The organism is Enterobacter sp. 03-F-07-AD-ECC, assembly GCF_047530935.1.
Classification (GTDB): Bacteria; Pseudomonadota; Gammaproteobacteria; order Enterobacterales; family Enterobacteriaceae; genus Enterobacter; species Enterobacter cloacae.
Genome location: NZ_JBLKBZ010000003.1, coordinates 395202 through 416600 on the forward strand (window position 1 = coordinate 395202; position 21399 = coordinate 416600).

Consider the following 21399-nt stretch of genomic DNA (forward strand, 5'->3'; position numbering starts at 1 on the left):
TTATTTTACCACTCTGAGAGCCGGACGCCCGCCGCGTGGTGGCGGATCGTCATCAGGATCGTTTTCATCCTGGCGGTCAGGTTTGTCGCCGTCAATAACCGACATCACCGTGTCGCTGTCTCGCTCCCCGGTTGCATCGTCTTCATTCAGGCTGGCAACGTCTTCATCGTAAGCCGCTTCCGGCTCGAACATCGTACCCGCGCCGTTTTCCCGCGCGTAGATAGCCAGCACCGCGGCCAGCGGCACGGAAACCTGACGTGGTACGCCGCCGAAACGCGCGTTAAAACGCACTTCGTCGTTCGCCAGTTCAAGATTACCCACCGCACGGGGGGCAATGTTCAAAACGATCTGTCCGTCACGCGCGTATTCCATCGGAACCAGCACGCCCGGCAACGTCACATCCACAACCAGGTGCGGCGTGAGCTGGTTATCCAGCAGCCATTCATAGAAGGCGCGCAGCAGATACGGACGGCGTGGTGAAAGTTGTGACATTTCCACAGTCATTAGCCTCGGCCGAGACGCATTTCACGTTCCGGTTCAGTTAAGGATGCCAGGAAGGAGTCGCGTTCAAAGACGCGGGTCATATAGCCTTTCAGCTCTTTTGCGCCCGGGCCGCTGAATTCAACGCCAAGTGTCGGCAGGCGCCACAGCAGCGGCGCCAGGTAGCAGTCCACCAGGCTGAACTCATCGCTCAGGAAAAACGGTTTCTGGCCGAACACAGGGGCAATCGCCAGCAGCTCTTCACGCAGTTGTTTACGTGCAGCGTCTGCTTCTGAAGCAGAGCCGTTTTCGATCACGTTCATCAGCGTGTACCAGTCTTTCTCGATACGCTGCATGTACAGGCGGCTTTCGCCACGCGCAACAGGGTAAACAGGCATCAGCGGTGGATGCGGGAAACGCTCATCCAGGTATTCCATAATGATACGGGATTCCCACAGGGTCAGCTCGCGATCCACCAGCGTTGGTACACTTTGGCTCGGGTTGAGATCGATCAGATCCTGAGGTGGGTTATCCTTTTCCACATGCTCGATCTCAAAACTGACACCCTTCTCGGCCAGCACGATACGAACCTGATGGCTATAAATGTCAGTAGGACCAGAAAACAGCGTCATTACCGAACGTTTGTTGGCAGCGACAGCCATGAAAACCTCCAGGTATATTCAGAATTTTTACTGCTACCGGCCCGGTGGGGCCAGCCAGATGATGTAGCGCCCATCCCAGAGAAGACACATTGTTCAAGAATCGAACAAAAATCGAGTATTCACCGATATTTGGGCAGAAAATTGGATGATAGTTTACCAGATTTTGATGGCTTTGTGGTGAGGGGATTCTGGAAATGCGGAAAAAGAGGAGATATATGCATTGATAATGTGGATAACCTGAGCATTACCCATAAAAAAACCCGCCGAAGCGGGTTTTTCGCCAATCGTTCTGCGTGAGCAGAAAATGATTAACGTTTGGAGAACTGTGGACGACGACGTGCTTTACGCAGACCCACTTTCTTACGTTCAACCTGACGAGCGTCACGAGTAACGAAGCCAGCTTTACGCAGTTCAGAACGCAGGGATTCGTCGTACTCCATCAGAGCGCGGGTGATACCGTGACGGATCGCACCTGCCTGACCGGAGATACCACCACCTTTAACGGTGATGTACAGATCCAGTTTTTCTACCATATCAACCAGTTCCAGCGGCTGGCGAACTACCATGCGGGCAGTTTCGCGACCGAAGTACTGTTCCAGAGAACGCTGGTTGATTACGATTTTACCGTTGCCCGGTTTGATGAACACGCGAGCTGCGGAACTTTTGCGGCGACCAGTGCCGTAGTATTGATTTTCAGCCATTGCCTATAATCCCGATTAGATGTCAAGAACTTGCGGTTGCTGTGCCGCGTGGTTGTGCTCGTTACCTGCGTAAACTTTCAGTTTACGGAACATAGCACGACCCAGCGGGCCTTTTGGCAGCATGCCTTTAACCGCGATTTCAATCACACGCTCAGGACGGCGAGCAATCATCTCTTCAAAGGTCGCTTCTTTGATACCACCGATGTGGCCAGTGTGGTGGTAGTACATTTTGTCTTCGCGCTTGTTGCCGGTTACAGCAACTTTTTCTGCGTTCAGAACGATGATGTAGTCACCAGTATCAACGTGCGGAGTGTATTCCGCTTTGTGCTTACCGCGCAGGCGACGAGCCAGTTCAGTAGCCAGACGGCCCAGAGTTTTACCGGTCGCGTCAACAACATACCAGTCGCGTTGTACGGTTTCTGGTTTAGCTGTAAAAGTTTTCATTAAAAGCTTACCCAAATAATAAGTTACACGTTGGTGAACACCCAAACGTTTAGTCAGTTGAGGTTCACACGACAAAGTCCGGCAAACCTACCCCTTCGAATAGCTCATGCCGACACATAGAAAGTTTCGGGAAAAAAACCTTCTCGTAACGTGGGGTCGCAAGATTATAGAGAAGTTGAGGTCAAAGATCGACCCTTAAATGTGATTTGGAATGGGTTTTTCGGGGGGCGAGTTTTTGCGGTCCGGTGCCCTCACCCCCAGCCCCTCTCCCACGGGGAGAGGGTAGCATTTAAGGCATATGCTCCAGCTTCAGATACTCCTCGCTCTGCATCTCCTGCAGGCGCGACAGGCAGCGCTGGAACTCAAACTTCAAACGTTCCCCCTGATATACCTCATATAAAGGCACCTCGGCGCTCACCACCAGCTTGACGTGGCGTTCGTAAAACTCGTCCACCAGCGCAATGAAGCGTCGCGCCTCGCTTTCCATCAGCCGTGTCATGACGGGTACATCCAGCAGCATCACCGTGTGGAACAGGCGCGAAAGGGCGATGTAGTCGTGCTGACTGCGGGCGTCCACGCACAGCGTCGCAAAAGAGACCGCCAGCGTTTGGTTTTCAACACCGAGCGTAGGCAACGGACGATGGTTAATCTCCAGCGTCGGGGCGTTTTCGCGCTTTGCCCCCGCCAGCGCCAGCCACAGTTTATCCATCTGGCGGGTGGTCTCGGCATTCAGCGGTGAGAGCCACAGGTGCGCCTGAGTCAGCGTGCGCAAACGGTAATCCACGCCTGCATCAACATTCATAATGTCACAATGCTCTTTGATGGCATCAATGGCAGGCAGAAAACGCGCCCGCTGGAGGCCGTTACGATACAGCTCATCCGGCGGAATATTCGAGGTGGCGACCAGCGTGATGCCGCGGGCAAACAGCGCTTTCATCAGGCCGCCCAACAGCATGGCATCGGTGATATCCGAAACAAAAAACTCATCGAAACAGAGGACGTCCGTTTCGGCCTTAAACCTGTCAGCCACAATCTCCAGCGGATCGCTTTTGCCCTGCAGCGCCGTTAACTCTTCATGCACCCGCAGCATAAAGCGGTGGAAGTGCAGGCGTTGTTTACGCTCACCCGGCAGGCTCTGATAAAACAGATCCATCAACCAGGTTTTCCCGCGACCGACACCGCCCCACATATATAAACCGCGTGCCGGAGCGTTAGCCTGTGGCTCTTTTTTTCCGAGCAGTCGGCTCAATGCCGCCTTCAGCCCACCGCTCTGCCCTGCTTCCGCAGGTTTTGCCGTAAGCTCATGGAAAAGGGTATCCAGACGGTTAACCGCTTCACGTTGAACGTCATCCGGCTGATGTGAGCCCTCGTCCAGGGCCAGTTGATATCGCGATGCGGGGGACAGGTTTTGCATAATCTTGTTGTTATTCCTTCAATTAAACCTCATCAGCAGGCGTGACTGATGAAAAAAAGGCCGTTCTACACTACGCGATGATACGTCAGGATTCCACTTCTGCAGAAATAGCGGTTATAGTGGCAATATCAGGCACAGGCAGGAGCCGAGCCAACACCCTACGGAACAACAAGACAACGGGAGAAGTTCATGACCTGGGAATATGCGCTAATCGGTTTAGTCGTCGGCATCGTGATTGGTGCTGTGGCCATGCGTTTCGGTAATCGCAAATTGCGTCAGCAGCAGTCACTGCAATACGAACTGGAAAAGAACAAAGCCGAGCTGGAAGAGTACCGCGAAGAGCTGGTCAGCCACTTTGCCCGTAGCGCTGAGCTGCTGGACAATATGGCGACCGACTACCGCCAGCTGTATCAGCACATGGCAAAAAGCTCCAGCAGCCTGCTGCCGGAAATGACCGCGGAAACCAACCCGTTCCGCAACCGTCTGGCAGACTCTGAGGCCGGTAACGATCAGGCCCCTGTTCAGATGCCTCGCGACTATTCTGATGGCGCGTCCGGCCTGCTGCGCGGCGGTGTTAAGCGCGATTAATCACACAACCTGAAATTATTTTACGGGCGCAGCGATTGCGCCCGTCCTTTCTTCCTGACCCCAGCTATTATTTAGGTAAACACCTCATTGTTCAGCGGTTTAAAATTCAATAACATCAACGTGTTTTTGGGCCCGTTTTTTCCTTTACTCCAGGTTACGAGAGTCAGCATCGATGAAGAAAAAGAACCAGCTGTTGAGCGCGTTAGCGTTAAGTGTCGGGTTATCTCTCTCGGCGTCCTTCCCTGCCTTTGCCGCCCTTCCCTCGCAGGTGCCGGGCCAGACGGCGATTCCGAGCCTCGCACCCATGCTGGAAAAAGTGTTGCCTGCGGTAGTCAGCGTGCAGGTAGAAGGCACTGCCGTGCAAAGCCAGCGCGTACCTGAAGAACTGAAAAAATATTTTGGCGATGAGTCACCCGACCAGCAGGCTCAGCCTTTTGAAGGGCTGGGCTCAGGCGTCATCATTGATGCGGCCAAAGGCTATATTCTGACCAACAACCACGTTATCAGCCAGGCCGATAAAATCAGCGTGCAGCTGAATGATGGTCGGGAATTTGATGCCAAACTGATCGGCGGCGATGACCAGAGCGACATCGCGCTGTTGCAGGTGCAAAACCCAAGTAATCTGACCCAGATTGCCATCGCGGACTCCGACAAACTGCGCGTCGGCGACTTTGCTGTTGCCGTGGGCAACCCCTTTGGTTTAGGACAAACGGCGACCTCCGGGATCATTTCCGCGCTGGGGCGCAGCGGCCTGAATCTTGAAGGCCTGGAAAACTTTATCCAGACCGATGCCTCCATTAACCGCGGGAACTCCGGCGGGGCGCTGCTGAACCTTAACGGCGAGCTGATTGGTATTAACACAGCAATCCTCGCGCCAGGTGGCGGCAGCATCGGGATCGGGTTTGCCATTCCCAGCAATATGGCCAAAACGCTGGCACAGCAGCTTATCCAGTTTGGTGAAGTCAAACGCGGCCTGCTGGGAATCAAAGGGATGGAGATGAGCGCCGATATCGCAAAAGCGTTCAACATCAACGTGCAGCGCGGTGCGTTCGTCAGTGAAGTGCTGCCCAATTCCGGCTCGGCAAAAGCGGGCATTAAATCAGGTGATGTGATCGTCAGCCTGAATGATAAGCCGCTGAGCAGCTTTGCAGAACTGCGCTCACGTATCGCCACCACCGAACCGGGCGCCAAAGTGAAGCTGGGCCTGATTCGTGACGGCAAACCGCTGAATGTGGAAGTGACGCTGGACAAGAGCACCTCTTCCTCCGCCAGTGCGGAGCTTATCGCCCCGGCACTGCAGGGAGCGACCCTCAGCGACGGGCAGCTTAAAGACGGCACCAAAGGCATAAGCATCGATACCGTAGAGAAGAGCAGCCCTGCCGCACAGGCGGGATTGCATCAGGATGATGTGATCATCGGCGTGAATCGCACCCGCGTGCAGTCTATCGCTGAGCTGCGCAAGGTGCTGGAAAGTAAACCAACGGTCATTGCCCTGCAAATTATGCGCGGCAACGAATCTATCTATATTCTGTTGCGCTAAGCATTTGCTATCCCGGGTATCACCGCCGCGTGTGATGTCCGGGATAACTCATGTTATGCTGCAAACCGTTCCTTTTTTAACGACACGCGCATCATGCTTTTAAAGCTCTTTCGTTCCATTGCCATCGGTTTGATTGTTGCGGGCCTGCTGTTAGCGGCCATGCCGTCTTTACGCCAGTTCAACAAGCTGTCGGCTCCCCAGTTTGACAGCGCGGATGAAACGCCTGCCACCTATAATCAGGCCGTTCGCCGTGCCGCACCCGCAGTGGTGAACGTCTACAACCGTGGTCTTAACAGTTCAGCCCATAACCAGCTGGAGATCCGTACCCTCGGCTCCGGCGTGATTATGGACGATCGCGGATACATCATTACCAACAAGCACGTGATCAACGATGCTGACCAGATCATCGTCGCACTTCAGGATGGCCGCGTGTTTGAGGCCTTACTTGTCGGCTCTGACAGCCTGACCGATCTGGCCGTGCTGAAAATCAACGCCACCGGCGGGCTGCCGGTGATTCCGATCAACCGTAAACGCACTCCGCACATTGGCGATGTGGTTCTGGCTATCGGTAACCCATATAACCTGGGGCAGACCATCACTCAGGGGATCATCAGCGCCACGGGTCGCATCGGTCTGAACCCATCGGGACGGCAGAACTTCCTGCAAACCGATGCCTCCATCAACCACGGGAACTCCGGCGGCGCGCTGGTCAACTCGCTGGGCGAGCTTATGGGTATCAACACCCTCTCCTTCGATAAAAGCAACGATGGCGAGACGCCGGAAGGGATCGGCTTTGCCATTCCGTTCCAGCTGGCAACCAAAATTATGGACAAGCTGATCCGGGACGGTCGCGTGATCCGCGGTTACATCGGGATTGGTGGTCGCGAAATTGCTCCTATGCATACGCAGGGTGGCGGGATCGATCAGATTCAGGGGATTGTGGTTAACGAAGTGGCGCCTGGTGGACCGGCTGCCAATGCGGGCATTCAGGTTAATGATGTCATTCTGTCGGTCAACGGCACACCGGCGGTCTCTGCGCTTGAGACGATGGACCAGGTGGCAGAAATTCGCCCGGGTTCCATCATCCCGGTTGAAGTCATGCGCAACGATAAGAAACTGACGCTGCATGTGACCATTCAGGAATACCCGGCCACCAACTGACGGGCATAAAAAAACGGAGCGTAGCGCTCCGTTTTTTTTACCGGGACAAGATCACTTGTTAACGAACTCTTCGCCCAGCGTGATATCTTTCTTCAGCGTGTCCAGCATGCCTTCCATCGCGTTTTGTTCAAACGCGCTCAGCGTGCCAATTGGCTTACGCTCTTCGATACCATTTTTACCGAGCAGCAGCGGCTGGGAGAAGAAGCGCGCGTGTTCGCCATCGCCTTCAACATAAGCGCATTCAACCACGCCCTTCTCGCCCTGCAGCGCGCGAACCAGTGACAGACCGAAACGTGCAGCCGCCTGGCCCATAGACAGCGTTGCAGAACCGCCACCCGCCTTCGCTTCCACCACTTCGGTGCCTGCGTTCTGGATACGTTTGGTCAGGTCAGCCACTTCCTGCTCGGTGAAGCTCACGCCAGGGATCTGCGAGAGCAGAGGCAGAATTGTCACACCAGAGTGACCACCGATGACCGGCACTTCAACTTCCGTGGGCTGCTTGCCTTTCAGCTCAGCCACGAAGGTGTTAGAACGGATGATATCCAGCGTGGTCACGCCGAACAGTTTGTTCTTGTCGTAAACGCCTGCTTTCTTCAGCACTTCTGCCGCAATAGCGACCGTGGTGTTCACCGGGTTAGTGATGATACCGATGCACGCTTTCGGACACACTTCAGCGATCTGCTGCACCAGGTTTTTCACGATGCCTGCGTTGACGTTGAACAGGTCGGAACGATCCATACCTGGCTTACGCGCCACACCAGCGGAGATCAGCACAACGTCAGCACCCTGCAGCGCAGGACGCGCGTCTTCGCCGGAGAAGCCTTTGATGTTAACAGCGGTCGGGATGTGGCTCAGGTCAACCGCCACACCTGGGGTTACCGGAGCAATGTCGTACAGGGAGAGTTCTGAGCCTGAAGGCAGTTGGGTTTTCAGTAGTAGGGCAAGCGCCTGGCCGATACCACCAGCAGCGCCGAGGACTGCGACTTTCATCCTAAACTCCTTATTATGGTTAACTTAAGTATCTGTAAATCCGTTGCGGCGACCTTAATTCAGCAGGTAATTAATTACAATTTTCGTAGCTAAAGAATTTGAGGTCACGCGACTTTCTCTCTTCCCAGAAGACTCTCTGACAACAGACGGCAACGAATTAAGAGGTGGTTACAATACACCCTGCCACGCCACCAAAACAACATCATTTTGATAACATTTAATTTACTTTTAAGCTTATTTGCGTGGCGTGACCCAGGCATGTTTTCCGATAACGAAATCTGATAATATCACTCCCTTTCATAACATTATTTCAGGCTACTGCCTGGTAGATAATTTGCATAAAAATTCATCCACATGCATAATAATGTTGTTTCTATCGTCATATTCCGGGTGACTTATGCGAAGCTCGTCTAAGCAAGAAGAATTAGTAAAGGCGTTTAAAGCGCTACTCAAAGAAGAGAAATTCAGTTCTCAGGGAGAAATTGTTCAGGCGCTGCAGGAACAAGGCTTCGACAATATCAACCAGTCGAAAGTCTCCCGTATGTTGACCAAATTTGGCGCGGTGCGTACCCGTAACGCCAAAATGGAGATGGTCTATTGCCTGCCAGCTGAACTTGGCGTGCCGACAACCTCCAGCCCGCTGAAGAACCTGGTTCTGGATATCGACCACAACGATGCCGTTGTGGTGATCCACACAAGCCCTGGCGCCGCACAGCTGATTGCCCGCATGCTGGACTCTCTGGGTAAAACGGAAGGGATTCTCGGTACCATCGCCGGTGATGACACCATCTTTACCACGCCAGCCAACGGCTTTTCGGTGAAAGATCTCCACGAGGCGATCCTGGTTCTGTTCGAACAGGAGCTGTAATCCTCTCTCCCCGTAGCGTCGCTACGGGGTTCATTCTGCCCCCGCTGCGTTTTCCCCTGTTTTCTCCTGTCCTCAATTTAACAAATAGTGCTTTTTACCACTCATTAACATTCAGCCAGTGAATGATAAATCAAAGAATCGCACAAAATATCAAAATCATTTATCCATATGATTTACTTAGATATAACACGCCAATGTGAACAGAAAACAACCAACATTATGCCATTAGGTTATAAAAATTACGCTGTTTAACACGTAATTACCCATGAAACAATTAGTCTGGTATTAATTTTTACCGTTATTAGTGTATACTTGATTTTGTGATGAGGGTCACGAAACAAAGACCCCACTAAAAAATTCGACGAGGTAAAAATCATGAAAATCAAAACAACTGTAGCGGCGCTGAGCGTCCTGTCTGTCCTGTCATTCGGTGCTTTCGCAGCAGACTCCATTAATGCCGATCAGGCGCAATCCCGTGAGGCTATCGGTACGGTTTCTGTCGGCGCAATCGGCACGTCTCCAATGGACATGCATGAGATGCTGAACAAAAAAGCGGAAGAACAAGGTGCATCATCCTATCGCATCATTGAAGCGCGTTCCGGTGACCACTGGCACGCTACCGCTGAGCTGTATAAATAAGTTTTAGTAATAACAGAAGACGACTATCTCCACTCAACGGCACCAGGCATAAAAATAGCAGTTCAACCCTTCTCGCCGTTGAGCAAAAACCTCTTCAGGAGCAAAGACTATGAAAACCAAATTAATCATCGCAACCCTCGGTCTGGCATCGGTTCTCTCTTTCGGCGCAAGCGCAGCCGTCCAGCAGGTGAATACCGAGCAGGCGCAAAATCTGCAGTCTATGGGTAGTGTTTCCGTAACGTCCGTCACCGGCTCTCCGATGGATATCCGTCAGGAGCTGGCCGCAAAAGCTGAAAAAGCAGGCGCCAGCAGCTACCGCGTCACCGAACTGAATCAGGGTGACCACTGGCACGCTACGGCAGAACTGTATAAATAAACCCTCGTCGTATCTCATCATACGACTTGCCCCTGGCCTCGCTGGTCAGGGGCTTTTTTTCGCGTAATCAATGGCGCGCGTTGAAACGCAACTGCCCTTCCAGCTCTTCTTCTGCTTCATCAAACAATAAAATCAGCGCCCCAAATCGTCTGCGCAGCTTATCGGGCAGATGAATAAACTCTATTTCCAGCGGTAACGGCAGCTGACTGCCGGTCACCACATCCCACAGCATATCCAGATTCGTGACGCTTTCCCGTTCCAGATCAAACGCCCGGATAAATTCACGATAGAAGTCTTCCTGACTGTCGATCTCGTCAAAATCAAAGGTATAGGTTTTCATTGCCAGCCACCCAGTCCAGGCGAGCGGCAGATGCCGCCCTGTCTATTATAATCCCCCGATATGCAGGGTTTTGACTTCCAGATACTCTTCCAGCCCCAGCACGGACCCTTCTCGACCCAGGCCAGACTCTTTTACCCCACCAAAAGGTCCAAGCTCCGTGGAAACGGCGCACTCATTAATCCCAATCATCCCGCTTTCGATTGCCTGCGAGACGCGGAAAACGCGCGACAGATTCTGAGTATAAAAGTAAGCCGCCAGACCATAAGGCGTGTTGTTGGCGCGCTGGATGACTTCATCTTCAGAAGTGAAACGGAAGCAGGCGGCAACGGGACCAAACGTCTCTTCCTCCGCCAGTTTCATGCCTTCATGACAGTCGCCCAGCACGGTAGGCATCCAGAAATTGCCACCAAGCGGATGTGGTTTACCGCCCGCCAGGACCGTCGCCCCACGGGCCACAGCGTCTTCCACATGCTCGCGCACTTTGTTCACCGCGGAGGGTTCAATCAGCGGGCCTACGACCACACCGTCTTCCAGACCATTTCCCACCTTCAGCGCGTACACCGCATCGGCCAGTTTGTTCACAAACTTGTCGTAGACGGTTTCCTGAATATAGAAGCGGTTAACGCTGACGCAGACCTGTCCGGCATTACGGAATTTGTTGGCGATTGCCCCTTTGACGGCAGCATCGATGTCCGCATCTTCAAACACGATATACGGGGCATTCCCCCCCAGTTCCATCGAAACTTTTTTCATGGTGTCCGCGGCGTTACGCACCAGCGTTTTGCCGACGGAAGTGGAGCCGGTAAACGAGATTTTCCGCACCTCGTGACTCGCCATAATCGCGTCGCTGATCTCATGCGTATTACCGGCCACGGCGTTGAGGACGCCATCCGGCACACCGGCCTGTTTCGCCAGCGTGAGCAGCGCAAACGCGCTGAGCGGGGTGTTGTTTGCCGGTTTGATGACCCCGGTACACCCCGCGGCCAGCGCCGGGCCGAGCTTACGGGTGAGCATCGCCATCGGGAAGTTCCACGGCGTAATTGCCGCCACCACCCCCACAGGCTCACGGGTAGCCAGAATGCGGGAGCCCGGTTTGATCGGCGGAATAATTTCACCGTTAGCGCGCTTGGCCTCTTCGGCAAACCACTGAATAAAACTGGCGGCGTACTCCACCTCGCCTTCAGCTTCTTTCAGGGGTTTGCCCTGTTCGGTGGTCATTAACCGACCAAGCCAGCTTTTATTCTCAATAATCAGTTCATACCAGCGATAGAGAATGGTCGAGCGCTCTTTCGCGGTTTTGGCCCGCCAGGCCGGGAAGGCTTTCGCGGCGGCGGCAATCGCCTCTTCGGTTTCTGCTTTACCGGCTTTCGCCACTTTGGCGATAACATCACCGGTGGCCGGGTTCAACACATCAAACGTCGTGTCCAGCGGTTTCCATATGCCGTTAACCAGATAGCCGGTCTGAAAAAGAATGTGGTCCTGAAGCGCCTGGGTAGTCATGTGTCCTCCCTTTCTGAATGTAAGAGCCTGCAGAAATAAGTATAGCCACAAAAAAACCGATGCTTTTAGCGTCGGTTTTTTACTTCAGTCAGTTATCCGTCAGGACATTCTGGTAGCGGTGCAGCATAAACACCAGCCGCGCTACCGGCTCTGTCACCTGAGGAGGTGCTTCCCAGACCCTGAGCTTCTCCTGGTAGACATCCAACTCTTCCAGCAACTGCTTAAAGTAACGGCGTCGTTTGTCATCACTGGAGGCGGAAAGCACATGGTCCGCGGTACGGCGCAACTGGCGGTGGAATGCCGACAGATCGTCGTTGATGGGCACCGGTGCGTTACGCAGACGCTGATGCGCAATGATCATGGTTAACGCCAGACGAAAGCGGGCAATGTCGCCAGGGAACTTATTCAACAGTAAAAACAGCTGCTGATAGAGCGCAGGCAGATGGTTCTCTTTACGGCGCGCAGTGTTGGTGGTCATGGAGGAGACCGCCGCCGAAACGAACTGGTTCAACAGCACGCGACCTGTTCGCGCCTGCGAATTGTCGCGCACCAGCAGAATCACCATCATCGCCAGGAAACAGCCCACCAGCTGACCCAGGGCGCTGTCGAGGAACTGGCTGAAATGGAACGTCATGGGGTTATCCAGCACAAGAATGTTAATAGTACTGGCGAGGGCACCGAGCGATCCCAGACGGCGCTTCTGCACTTCTATCCCGATAAAGAATGCCATCACCGCGAGACTGATACAGAGCAGCAACATGCTCTGCTGCGTGGACGGGAGGATCACCAGGAAATAGAGCGCGCCAAGCGGTAACGCGGCAATCGTGCCGTACAGGAAATCGATAGCGACCATACGCGGGTTGGGCAGACGCATTGCCAGCGCCGTGACGACAGCAATCATGACCATCGCGCCGCTGCCGGAGGTCCAGCCAGTCCACAACCAGAACAGCGTGCCGAGCATACAGGCAAGCGTGGTACGCCAGAAGTTGACCATCGCGTGGTGGCGCTCAGCCGATTCCGCCTTGATCACCACTTCACCCTGCAGGACTTCCTCTTCCGCCGCGCTGATTTTCGTATTGCCGATCACGCCCCGTTTCAGCAGCAGGTAGCGCGTCGCGGCGCCAACCCACGTATAAATGGTCACCGGTGTGTCGCGCTCTCCGGTCCAGGCAATGACCCGCCGCATGCGTTTGAGCTGCTTATGTACGTCCTGCACCGTTTCCACCGGCTCGGCAAACAGTTCGCGGAAGGTATCGGTAACCGATTCCGGGCGGGTGTTCTGAATAAGGTAGGTTTCGCACGCCTGGGTAATCAGCGTTAAGGAGACGGTATTGATCGCTTTAAGACGACGGTTGGCACGCGCCCAGCGCGAGGACTCCATGTTAAGGTTACTGCGCATCCCTTCCAGCGCCTGCGTGCGGCGAACCAGTCCACTCCAGGCTTTGTCCACCTCTTCGCTGTCACCGTGCTTGATGCAGAGCTGCATCAGCTGATACTGGGAGACGATCAGCGCATCCAGTTCGCGATCCACCTCCTGTTTGATGGATCGAGGGGAGAAAAGCAGGTCAGCAACGATTGCGCAGACGATACCAATCACGATCTCACTGCAGCGTTCCACGGCAAACTGCGGCGCGAGCAGCGGTTCGGTTTGAATGGTGATGACAATAATCAGTGCGGTATAACCCGCCAGCCCCCAGGCGTAAGAGTTTTCGACCTTCACCAGAGAGGAGAGCCAGGTGCAGAAGCCCGCCCAGATACAGCACACCAATACCATCAACAGTGGCGTGCGGATCATCAAAATGATAATGGTGAGCGCGGCGATACAGCCGATAAACGTCCCGATGATACGCAGCATCCCGCGATAGCGGATCGCCCCGGAGTAAGGCTCCCCACCTGCCGCGAATGCCGGGCCAGCCGCGACAATCGCCGCCGTTAACACCGCCCAGCGGGGGGTTTCCAGCTGGAAGTGAAAGCCGACAAACAGCGCCAGCACAATGGCACTCGCCAGCTTCACGGCGAAGCGAATGTGCTGGCTGGCGATAGTAAAGATCCCCATAGCGATTAACCAAACTCGCGCAGACGATGGGCGATTTTACGGAAAATAGAGTCCTGGCTGGCGTCCCGGTCTTTCTCACCGGTGATCACCACCGTCGCGGTTGTGCCCGCAGGCCACAGGTTGCCCTGCTGTTCGTCCAGATGAATACGTACCGGCACACGCTGGGCCAGGCGCACCCATTCCAGGTTGGAATCAACCGTCGCCATCCCTTTCGCATCATTGGAGCTGCTGGAGTTGGTGACGCCAGCCGCAACGCTATCTACGGTACCTTTAAAGACGCGGTTGCTGCCAAGCGGCGTGATCTCTGCGCGGTAGCCCGGACGAACGCCTTCCAGTTTGGTCTCTTCCATATAGGCAAGCACATAGAATGAGTTTTGTTTCACCAGCGCCACGGCGGTTGAACCGCGGGTGATAAACTCACCGGCATAGACATTCAGGTTGGTGACCCAGCCATCGGCAGGTGCGCGGATCACGGTACGCTCCAGATCGAGCTTCGCCAGGTCGCGCGTCGCCTGCGCCTTTGCCAGCTGATGCAGCACGGTTTGCAGCACGTTGTTAGACTGATCGATCTCTTCCCGGGACATCGCCTGAACCCCCAGCTGGTTACGGCGGCCCGCCTCGCGGCGTTTCTCCGCAGCCAGCGCCTGGTAATAGGCGACATCCGCTTCCGCTTCTTCCAGTGCTTTCTGGTAACGCGGCTGGTCAATGGTGAACAGCACCTGGTCTTTCTTCACCAGCTGGTTATCGTGGACGTTAACCGCCGTGATAAGACCGGCCACGTCGGGGGCGATCGCCACGACATCGGCGCTAAAACGCGCGTCACGCGTCCACGGTGATTCGGTGTAATAGACCCAGGCGCGAAAAATAGCGATGAACGCGAGGATAACCAGCGCCATGGTGATGGCGGTGCGGGAGATTTTTCTTGTTAGCGTTTTCACATCAACCTCAGACAAACATGCGCGATATCAGGTAGAACAGGCAGCAATACAGCGCGGTATTGAACAATGCAGGGTGCCAGACGAAATCGTAGATCCCGGTAGGAACCAGCACCTTGCGCACCAGCCAGAAGATCGCCAGTGATAAAAGAAGCTCGAAAAATATCGGTGGGAACGACAGACCGAACACCACGATAACGGGAAACAGACTCATGTTGACCTTGATAAGAGAGAGTGCAGGCTTCAGAATTTTTAGCGCACGCCACCGCGAGAGAGCAAGAAACGCCGGGCGAGAATGGCGCAGCCGTTATGTAATTAATAATATATTAACGTAACTGTTATGCTGTTATCTATAATATGTGATCTAAATCACTTTTAAGCCAGAGTGAACAATGGAACGTTTAAAACGCATGTCGGTCTTCGCCAAAGTGGTTGAACTTGGCTCATTTACTGCTGCTGCCCGGCAGTTGCAGATGAGCGTCTCCTCCATCAGTCAGACGGTGTCAAAACTGGAAGATGAACTGCAGGTGAAGCTGCTCAACCGCAGCACCCGCAGTATTGGTCTGACGGAGGCGGGTAAAATTTACTATCAGGGCTGTCGCCGCATGATGCATGAAGTGCAGGATGTTCACGAGCAGCTCTATGCCTTTAACAACACGCCCATCGGGACACTGCGGATTGGCTGTTCTTCAACTATGGCACAAAATGTTCTCGCCGCCATGACCGCAGAGATGCTGAAAGAATATCCGGGATTAACCGTGAATCTGGTTACCGGTATTCCCGCCCCGGACCTGATCGCAGACGGGCTGGATGTGGTGATCCGCGTTGGCGCGCTGCAGGACTCCAGCCTCTTCTCCCGTCGACTCGGGAGTATGCCGATGGTGGTCTGTGCCTCGAAGAGCTATCTGGCGCAGTACGGCGTGCCGGAGAAACCAGCCGATCTCGCCAACCACTCCTGGCTGGAGTACAGCGTCCGCCCCGATAATGAATTTGAACTGATTGCCCCAGAAGGCATTTCTACCCGACTGCTGCCGGAAGGACGGTTTGTCACCAACGACCCGATGACCATCTCGCGCTGGCTGGTGGCGGGCGCCGGGATCGCTTACGTCCCGTTAATGTGGGTGATCAATGAGATCAACAGCGGAGTGCTGGAGATCCTGTTCCCTCGCTACCAGTCCGATCCGCGTCCGGTGTATGCCCTGTATACCGAAAAAGACAAACTGCCGCTTAAGGTGCAGGTGTGCATTAACTATCTGACCGAGTATTTTGTGGAGGTTGCGGAACTGTTTCAGGGCATGCGGGGAAGAAGGAAAGAGTAGGTATTTCCCCTCTCCCCGTTGGGGAGAGGGTTAGGGTGAGGGGAGAAAATTACGCCGTGCCGCCCACCGTGAGGTTATCGACCTTCAGTGTCGGCTGGCCCACGCCCACTGGCAGGCTCTGGCCCTCTTTACCGCAGACGCCCACGCCGTTGTCCAGCTTGAGATCGTTACCGACCATGGAGATCTGCTGCATGGCTTCGATACCGGAACCAATCAGCGTCGCGCCTTTCACCGCTTTGGTCACTTTGCCTTTTTCGATCAGATACGCTTCTGACGTAGAGAAGACGAATTTACCGGAGGTGATATCCACCTGACCACCGCCAAAGTTTGGGGCGAAGATCCCGTAATCAACAGACTCAATGATCTCCTGCGGTGTGGACTGGCCTGGCAGCATGTAGGTGTTAGTCATACGCGGCATCGGCAGATGCGCATAAGATTCACGACGGCCGTTACCCGTTGGCGCCACGCCCATCAGGCGCGCGTTCAGTTTGTCCTGCATATAGCCTTTCAGCACACCGTTTTCGATCAGCACGTTGTACTGACCCGGCGTACCTTCATCATCGATGGAGATAGAGCCACGGCGATCAACCATGGTACCGTCATCCACCACTGTGCACAGTTCAGAGGAGACAAGCTGCCCTATCTGACCGCTAAATACGGAGGTGCCGCGGCGGTTAAAGTCCCCTTCCAGACCATGCCCCACGGCTTCATGCAGCAGCACGCCCGGCCAGCCAGCGCCCAGTACCACCGGGAATGTCCCCGCAGGTGCCGCCACGGCAGAAAGATTGACCATCGCCATACGCACGGCTTCTTTTGCCCACGCGTCGGCACGGGCTTCACCGTCGACGTCACCCAGGAACCAGTCATAACCAAAACGACCACCGCCGCCGCTTGAGCCACGCTCGCGCTTGCCGTCCTCTTCCACCTGCACGCTGATGGAGAGACGCACCAGCGGACGGACATCCGCCGCCAGGGTGCCGTCCGTCGCCGCGACCAGAATCAGTTCATAGACACCGCTCAGGCTGGCAGACACTTCCTGTACGCGTTTATCAGCAGCACGCGCCACTTTGTCCACGCGGCGCAGGATATCCAGCTTCTCTTCACGGCTCATGCTCTGCAGCGGGTCGATGCTGGTGTAGAGCGCAGAATGCTGCACCTCACCCAGCGTTTTAACACGGCCATCGCCTGCGTCACGCACGATGGTACGTGCCGCCTGCGCGCTCTGCTCCAGCGCAGCCAGGCTTATCTGGTCCGCATAGGCAAAACCGGTTTTCTCGCCGCTGATGGCGCGCACGCCAACGCCCTGGTCAATGTTGTAAGAACCATCTTTGATGATGCTGTCTTCTAAAACCCAGGATTCGTGATAGCTCGACTGGAAATAGAGATCGCCGTAGTCGAGACGGCGTTCGGTCAGTTGACCAAGAATGGAGAACAGGTCCTGATGGCTCAGGCCGTTCGCTGCGAGCAAATGTTCACTTACCAGGTTCAGACTCATCGTATTGCTACTCGTTCGTTGCCGCCTGTGGCGGTATAAAGATCGTATTTATTGAGAGTGAGGCAATTACCTGCCCACGTCAAATCATTGCTGTGCATCTTTGCGCGGCTGGCGCAGCACTTCATTAATCTGCGGTTTATCCACCGGACCGGTGATGCGGTAGCGCAGAATAGAGACTTTGCTCCACAGCGGCCCCAGCACTTTACTGGCAGCAAACACCGCAGCACCAACAATCGGGTTCACCACAAAGGCGGCTGCCACCCCCACGCTCGCGGAGATTTCCGGCGCCACCACGGCTTCCATATCCAGCTCGCGACGTACAAGGTTAACCGAGCCCTTCATGGCGATATCCGCTTCCAGACCGTCCACCAGCGTGTCGTCCGTATGCATAACGCCGTCCTTGATCCACGCCGTACTGCGGATGGAATCGTAGTAGAACCCTTCGCTGAAGGTATCGCTGAAATCAAAACGCAGCTTACGCAGCAGCGCATCAAAGCTCAGAAGACGCAGGATCTGCCCGGCGCGTCCCGTGCTCACATCGGCAATTTCACCTTTTCCGAAGCGGGTTTTCAGTATGCCGTTAAGCGAGGCCTCATCCGGCTTCCACGGCGCGTCACGCCAGTGAAGATCGTAATCGACGTCAAATGACGAGCCGCGCAGCGGCGTGCTGATACCAAAGAAATTGGCTGCTGCATCCAGTTTGTTACCCTTAATGTCGCCTTTCAGCGAGGTGCGCTGTTCGCCTGGGTTATTCACCCACTCGCCCGCGGCCGTCAGACGACCAAAGCCGGTATCCACCAGCCCACCCGTGAGGCTCAGCGTGTTGCCCTGAATCGCGAAGTCACCGTCAATTCGGCCATATTTTTGTCCCCACAGCCAGCACTCAGCACAGCGCAGTTGCAGATCCGGCCAGCCGCTGAAGTCCACGCGGGAAGTGTTACTCAACGGCGATGCCGGAGTCGATTGATCTTTCCCGCCCGCCGTTGCCGGGTTGTAGTAGAGATAGCGGATTGCCGCCTGCCATGGGGCGTTATCGCGCATGGTCAGGGTGGCGTTGATCTCCCTGCCCTGAGCCTCTACTTTCGAGCCGTTAGCCGTGGGCTGAGAGACTATACTCAGGTTGTTCCACTGTTGCCCACCCAGCGTGAGCGACGGTGTGCGCACGGTGACGGTTTGCGGGAACTGCGCCGCCTCATCCACGTTTTGCCCGACACCTTTCTGGAACAGCGCCAGCCACTGCGCGCCATCCATCGGCGGGAGATTCAGCTCAATACCCTGATGATCCGGAAGCGGAGGCGTGGTTCGGCTGTCCGTCGTCCAGATGGCTTTGTCCAGCGTCAGCTTACGGTTGAGCAGCCAGCGGCTGTTGAAATGATTCGTGCCACCCGCGCTGCCGGTTAACTCGAAGCTGTTCAGGTTGCCCACGACGTTAAGCGTCACGGGCAGCGCCTGTCCGGCCTGTTTATCCAGCGGTGCAGGCAACTGGCTGCTGAGATTTTTCAGATCGCCAGTAAGGTCGACCTTATACTTCGTACCGGCGTGGTAGGGCAGTTCAATATCCACCTTCCCCTTCCAGGCGGCTGCACCATCAACCGACTCCTGAATGGGTTTCGGCAGTACATCCATCCGCGAGGGTTGCCAGTTACCGTCCAGATTGACAGCCACCTGGTAGGCCTTCTCCCCCTCGGTGGTCGAGAAGTCGATGTTGACGGGCTGATTGAACCAGTTGGCTGTGAGCGGCTCACTCTTCAGGTTGCCGTTCACAAAGCTGAACTGCCCGCTGAGGTTCTTCAGCGTACTTTCCAGCGGTTTGATATACAGGCTGTTGTTGTTCAGGCGGACATCACCTTTGGCGGTAGTCATTTCGCCGTCCAGCGGGATATCCAGATGTAAGCGAGCATTCACATCGCCATCAAGCTGGAGTTGCTCAAGCGTGGCAGCCAGCGAAGCTTTCAGCGGCGTCTCTTCAAAATAGGGACCGACCGCCTTGCCCGGCCCGTTGATATCGGCATCAATCAGCAGTTTCTCTTTTGAGTAATCGGGGATATTTGCCGTCAGGTTGGTGGCCGTCACGCCGCCCAGCGCGACGCTGTCTGACTTCATCCACAACCCGTCATTGAGAAAATTAAGCTCGATATCGAGGTTTTTCAGTGCAGGCCAGCCCGGCTGGAACGCAAAGGTAGCGTTGTGCAACGGCACCAGCACCTGGAACTGACCTTCGTTATGTTTGTATGGGAAAAGATGCGGATTACCGCCATAGGCCAGGGTGGCGTTATCCGCCTGACCGCCCTGGATCGCCCCGCTCAGGTAGTCCACGAGCGCTTTACCCATCAGGTTTTCCGGGAAGTAACGCCAGGCCTGAGAACCGTCGCTGGTGCTGATCCCCGCCAGAATACCCAGCCACGGCTCTTCACCTTCAGGCTTTAAATAGCGGAAATCCCCGCGGGCATGAACCGCTTTGGCTTTCACATCGATATGGCGGCCATCAAGCTGGAAGCCTTTATCATTGCGCAGCCAGTTAAGCACCGCGTTGCCTTTTTCAATTTCCAGCGGTGCCCTGAAGACCGTTTCATAAGGCATTTTGGCGTCATGCATCTCAACGGTCAGCCTGCCGTTCTCAACGCTGCCCTCCAGCTTGCCACTGAAGTTCTCAGCCCCCGGCAGCAGTTTCCACTGTTTCCAGGCCAGATCTTTCCACGTCGCCTGGAAGCGGGTTTTCTCGGTTGCCTGCAGCGGGATATCCAGCGCGAGGGCATCAATTTCCCCACTTGGCTGCGTCGCCAGCCAAACGTCACCCAAATCCGGAGAGAGCTTCGCTGCCATGGAGCGCAGCCCTTCAATAGCCGCCAAATCGAGATGCGTGGCGCGGATACGCAGCTCATCGCTACGCTTATTATTCGTGCCGCCGACATCCTGCTCAGGCATCCATGCCAGCGTCAGCGCGCCGCGCGGCCAGGGTTTGCCGTCCATGGTGATGCGCGTATCCGGGATGGCAAACTGCCAGCCCCCTTTCTCTTTCGTCACATGTGCGGTGAGGTTATCTACAGAGAGTTGATGCTGCTTGCTTTCGCCTTGCCAGCTTGCACCGCCCTGCTTCAGCCAGATATCGCCGCTGGCGAACACGCCTTTCGTCAGGGTCATCCAGCCTTCCAGGCTAAAACGGGCCGTTTCCAGCTGCATATTTTGCTGCAGCCAGTCGCCGAGCCACGGCTTCACATCCACGTCGTCAGCCTGCAGCCACACCTTGCCGTTGTTGAGCAAGCCGTCGTCGTCACGCAGATCCATACGGACCTGCATGACCCCATGCTGGCCGTTCAGGCTGGAGAGGTTCACCTGCCCCTCGGCACGGTGACGCTCTTTGCCGTTAAGCCAGGTCAGTTGGGGGATCTTCAGTTCGGCGCGCTGGCCGGAAAGGGTAATAAAGCTCACTTCGCTGTCGCGCAGATCGAAATGATCGAACTGACGCAGGAAGAGATCGCTCAGGCGGTTGGCTTCAAGGCTCTGCGTGTTATCCCCGCCAGAGATCGGCGTGTTGGTCAAAAACTGAAGCTGATAAAAGGTGAGATCGCGGAACTGCCAGCGCATGTGCAGCAGGCTTTGCCAGACATCCAGTGCCAGGGTCACGCGTTTGATTTTCAGATAGCCGCCATCTTTCAGGCTGGCACTGATGTCCCGGGCATCCAGCGTCGGGCCAAAGTTTTGCCAACTGGCGCTGACCTGGCTTACGTCAACCGGCACACCGGTGGCGGATTCGATCTTCGCCAGCACCTGCGGACGCCAGCTGTCCAGATGCGGTAAAACGAGGCGCAGCCCACTCACGAGCAGCGCGACAATCACGACAAGCGTTGCCCCTGTAAGCAGTAAAATCCCCGGCAATCGCCTCACGCATCT

General features: G+C 55.2%; 20 protein-coding genes. 7 read left to right on the forward strand and 13 right to left on the reverse strand.

Annotation, left to right across the window (positions count from 1 at the left end):
- The 5 genes from sspB to zapE form a co-directional block, all read right to left on the reverse strand.
- Positions 1 to 498 (reverse strand): ClpXP protease specificity-enhancing factor, encoded by a 498-nt coding sequence (sspB, locus tag ACMWKA_RS07030; RefSeq protein WP_013098964.1) that lies wholly within the window; start codon positions 496 to 498, stop codon positions 1 to 3.
- Between the two features lie 5 nt (positions 499 to 503).
- Entirely contained in the window at positions 504 to 1142 is a 639-nt protein-coding gene (gene sspA, locus ACMWKA_RS07035; protein ID WP_013098965.1) for a stringent starvation protein SspA, read from the reverse strand.
- A 308-nt stretch (positions 1143 to 1450) separates the two neighbouring features.
- Positions 1451 to 1843, reverse strand: coding sequence for a 30S ribosomal protein S9 (rpsI, locus tag ACMWKA_RS07040; protein ID WP_000829818.1), 393 nt, complete (start codon positions 1841 to 1843; stop codon positions 1451 to 1453).
- A gap of 15 nt (positions 1844 to 1858) precedes the next feature.
- Positions 1859 to 2287 (reverse strand): 50S ribosomal protein L13, encoded by a 429-nt coding sequence (gene rplM, locus ACMWKA_RS07045; protein WP_013098967.1) that lies wholly within the window; start codon positions 2285 to 2287, stop codon positions 1859 to 1861.
- 289 nt (positions 2288 to 2576) lie between these two features.
- Positions 2577 to 3701 (reverse strand): cell division protein ZapE, encoded by a 1125-nt coding sequence (gene zapE, locus ACMWKA_RS07050; protein ID WP_047351794.1) that lies wholly within the window; start codon positions 3699 to 3701, stop codon positions 2577 to 2579.
- Positions 3702 to 3890: 189 nt separating this feature from the next.
- Here zapE and zapG point away from each other — a divergent pair, with 189 nt between their 5' ends.
- The 3 genes from zapG to degS all read left to right on the forward strand — a co-directional run bounded on the left by zapG (position 3891) and on the right by degS (position 6990).
- Positions 3891 to 4289: a Z-ring associated protein ZapG gene (gene zapG, locus ACMWKA_RS07055; protein WP_008502832.1), complete on the forward strand. Its 399-nt coding sequence runs from the start codon at positions 3891 to 3893 to the stop codon at positions 4287 to 4289.
- Positions 4290 to 4461: 172 nt separating this feature from the next.
- Positions 4462 to 5829: a serine endoprotease DegQ gene (gene degQ, locus ACMWKA_RS07060; RefSeq protein WP_013098969.1), complete on the forward strand. Its 1368-nt coding sequence runs from the start codon at positions 4462 to 4464 to the stop codon at positions 5827 to 5829.
- A 93-nt stretch (positions 5830 to 5922) separates the two neighbouring features.
- Positions 5923 to 6990, forward strand: coding sequence for an outer membrane-stress sensor serine endopeptidase DegS (gene degS / locus ACMWKA_RS07065; protein WP_013098970.1), 1068 nt, complete (start codon positions 5923 to 5925; stop codon positions 6988 to 6990).
- Between the two features lie 51 nt (positions 6991 to 7041).
- On the opposite strand, the gene mdh is transcribed toward degS, so the two are convergent.
- The gene (mdh, locus tag ACMWKA_RS07070; RefSeq protein WP_020687375.1) at positions 7042 to 7980 is read right to left on the reverse strand and encodes a malate dehydrogenase; all 939 of its coding nucleotides are present in this window, start codon (positions 7978 to 7980) and stop codon (positions 7042 to 7044) included.
- Between the two features lie 397 nt (positions 7981 to 8377).
- Here mdh and argR point away from each other — a divergent pair, with 397 nt between their 5' ends.
- From argR to yhcN (ACMWKA_RS07085), 3 genes are all read left to right on the forward strand, one after another.
- Entirely contained in the window at positions 8378 to 8848 is a 471-nt protein-coding gene (gene argR / locus ACMWKA_RS07075; protein WP_013098972.1) for a transcriptional regulator ArgR, read from the forward strand.
- 375 nt (positions 8849 to 9223) lie between these two features.
- Positions 9224 to 9487, forward strand: coding sequence for a peroxide/acid stress response protein YhcN (gene yhcN / locus ACMWKA_RS07080; protein ID WP_013098973.1), 264 nt, complete (start codon positions 9224 to 9226; stop codon positions 9485 to 9487).
- 109 nt (positions 9488 to 9596) lie between these two features.
- Positions 9597 to 9863, forward strand: a complete 267-nt coding sequence (gene yhcN / locus ACMWKA_RS07085) for a peroxide/acid stress response protein YhcN (protein WP_013098974.1) — start codon at positions 9597 to 9599, stop codon at positions 9861 to 9863.
- Between the two features lie 67 nt (positions 9864 to 9930).
- Here the strand turns inward: yhcN (ACMWKA_RS07085) and ACMWKA_RS07090 are convergent, their stop codons facing one another.
- The 5 genes from ACMWKA_RS07090 to aaeX all read right to left on the reverse strand — a co-directional run bounded on the left by ACMWKA_RS07090 (position 9931) and on the right by aaeX (position 14908).
- On the reverse strand, positions 9931 to 10203 hold the full coding sequence (locus ACMWKA_RS07090) for a barstar family protein (RefSeq protein WP_013098975.1): 273 nt from the start codon (positions 10201 to 10203) through the stop codon (positions 9931 to 9933).
- Between the two features lie 45 nt (positions 10204 to 10248).
- Positions 10249 to 11703 carry an NAD-dependent succinate-semialdehyde dehydrogenase gene (locus ACMWKA_RS07095; RefSeq protein ID WP_414760091.1) on the reverse strand — a complete coding sequence of 485 codons (1455 nt, stop codon included), beginning with the start codon at positions 11701 to 11703 and terminating at the stop codon, positions 10249 to 10251.
- An 88-nt stretch (positions 11704 to 11791) separates the two neighbouring features.
- Positions 11792 to 13759 carry a p-hydroxybenzoic acid efflux pump subunit AaeB gene (gene aaeB, locus ACMWKA_RS07100; protein ID WP_013098977.1) on the reverse strand — a complete coding sequence of 656 codons (1968 nt, stop codon included), beginning with the start codon at positions 13757 to 13759 and terminating at the stop codon, positions 11792 to 11794.
- 5 nt (positions 13760 to 13764) lie between these two features.
- The gene (gene aaeA / locus ACMWKA_RS07105) at positions 13765 to 14697 is read right to left on the reverse strand and encodes a p-hydroxybenzoic acid efflux pump subunit AaeA (protein WP_013098978.1); all 933 of its coding nucleotides are present in this window, start codon (positions 14695 to 14697) and stop codon (positions 13765 to 13767) included.
- 7 nt (positions 14698 to 14704) lie between these two features.
- Entirely contained in the window at positions 14705 to 14908 is a 204-nt protein-coding gene (aaeX, locus tag ACMWKA_RS07110) for a p-hydroxybenzoic acid efflux pump operon protein AaeX (RefSeq protein ID WP_003860416.1), read from the reverse strand.
- Positions 14909 to 15086: 178 nt separating this feature from the next.
- Here aaeX and aaeR point away from each other — a divergent pair, with 178 nt between their 5' ends.
- Positions 15087 to 16013, forward strand: coding sequence for an HTH-type transcriptional activator AaeR (gene aaeR, locus ACMWKA_RS07115; RefSeq protein ID WP_013098979.1), 927 nt, complete (start codon positions 15087 to 15089; stop codon positions 16011 to 16013).
- A 49-nt stretch (positions 16014 to 16062) separates the two neighbouring features.
- Here aaeR and tldD read toward each other — a convergent pair whose 3' ends face one another.
- Both tldD and yhdP read right to left on the reverse strand, forming a co-directional pair.
- On the reverse strand, positions 16063 to 17508 hold the full coding sequence (tldD, locus tag ACMWKA_RS07120; RefSeq protein WP_020687383.1) for a metalloprotease TldD: 1446 nt from the start codon (positions 17506 to 17508) through the stop codon (positions 16063 to 16065).
- An 84-nt stretch (positions 17509 to 17592) separates the two neighbouring features.
- Entirely contained in the window at positions 17593 to 21393 is a 3801-nt protein-coding gene (gene yhdP, locus ACMWKA_RS07125; protein WP_038983756.1) for an AsmA2 domain-containing protein YhdP, read from the reverse strand.
- Positions 21394 to 21399 lie beyond the last annotated feature (6 nt).

Coding starts and splice junctions, on each gene's coding strand:
- zapG (WP_008502832.1), top strand. CDS start 3,891: ATGACCTGGGAATATGCGCTAATCGGTTTAGTCGTCGGCATCGTGATT.
- aaeX (WP_003860416.1), bottom strand. CDS start 14,908: ATGAGTCTGTTTCCCGTTATCGTGGTGTTCGGTCTGTCGTTCCCACCG.
- mdh (WP_020687375.1), bottom strand. CDS start 7,980: ATGAAAGTCGCAGTCCTCGGCGCTGCTGGTGGTATCGGCCAGGCGCTT.
- yhcN (WP_013098973.1), top strand. CDS start 9,224: ATGAAAATCAAAACAACTGTAGCGGCGCTGAGCGTCCTGTCTGTCCTG.
- sspA (WP_013098965.1), bottom strand. CDS start 1,142: ATGGCTGTCGCTGCCAACAAACGTTCGGTAATGACGCTGTTTTCTGGT.
- aaeR (WP_013098979.1), top strand. CDS start 15,087: ATGGAACGTTTAAAACGCATGTCGGTCTTCGCCAAAGTGGTTGAACTT.
- aaeB (WP_013098977.1), bottom strand. CDS start 13,759: ATGGGGATCTTTACTATCGCCAGCCAGCACATTCGCTTCGCCGTGAAG.
- rpsI (WP_000829818.1), bottom strand. CDS start 1,843: ATGGCTGAAAATCAATACTACGGCACTGGTCGCCGCAAAAGTTCCGCA.
- argR (WP_013098972.1), top strand. CDS start 8,378: ATGCGAAGCTCGTCTAAGCAAGAAGAATTAGTAAAGGCGTTTAAAGCG.
- yhcN (WP_013098974.1), top strand. CDS start 9,597: ATGAAAACCAAATTAATCATCGCAACCCTCGGTCTGGCATCGGTTCTC.
- ACMWKA_RS07095 (WP_414760091.1), bottom strand. CDS start 11,703: ATGACTACCCAGGCGCTTCAGGACCACATTCTTTTTCAGACCGGCTAT.
- tldD (WP_020687383.1), bottom strand. CDS start 17,508: ATGAGTCTGAACCTGGTAAGTGAACATTTGCTCGCAGCGAACGGCCTG.
- degS (WP_013098970.1), top strand. CDS start 5,923: ATGCTTTTAAAGCTCTTTCGTTCCATTGCCATCGGTTTGATTGTTGCG.
- degQ (WP_013098969.1), top strand. CDS start 4,462: ATGAAGAAAAAGAACCAGCTGTTGAGCGCGTTAGCGTTAAGTGTCGGG.
- zapE (WP_047351794.1), bottom strand. CDS start 3,701: ATGCAAAACCTGTCCCCCGCATCGCGATATCAACTGGCCCTGGACGAG.
- rplM (WP_013098967.1), bottom strand. CDS start 2,287: ATGAAAACTTTTACAGCTAAACCAGAAACCGTACAACGCGACTGGTAT.
- ACMWKA_RS07090 (WP_013098975.1), bottom strand. CDS start 10,203: ATGAAAACCTATACCTTTGATTTTGACGAGATCGACAGTCAGGAAGAC.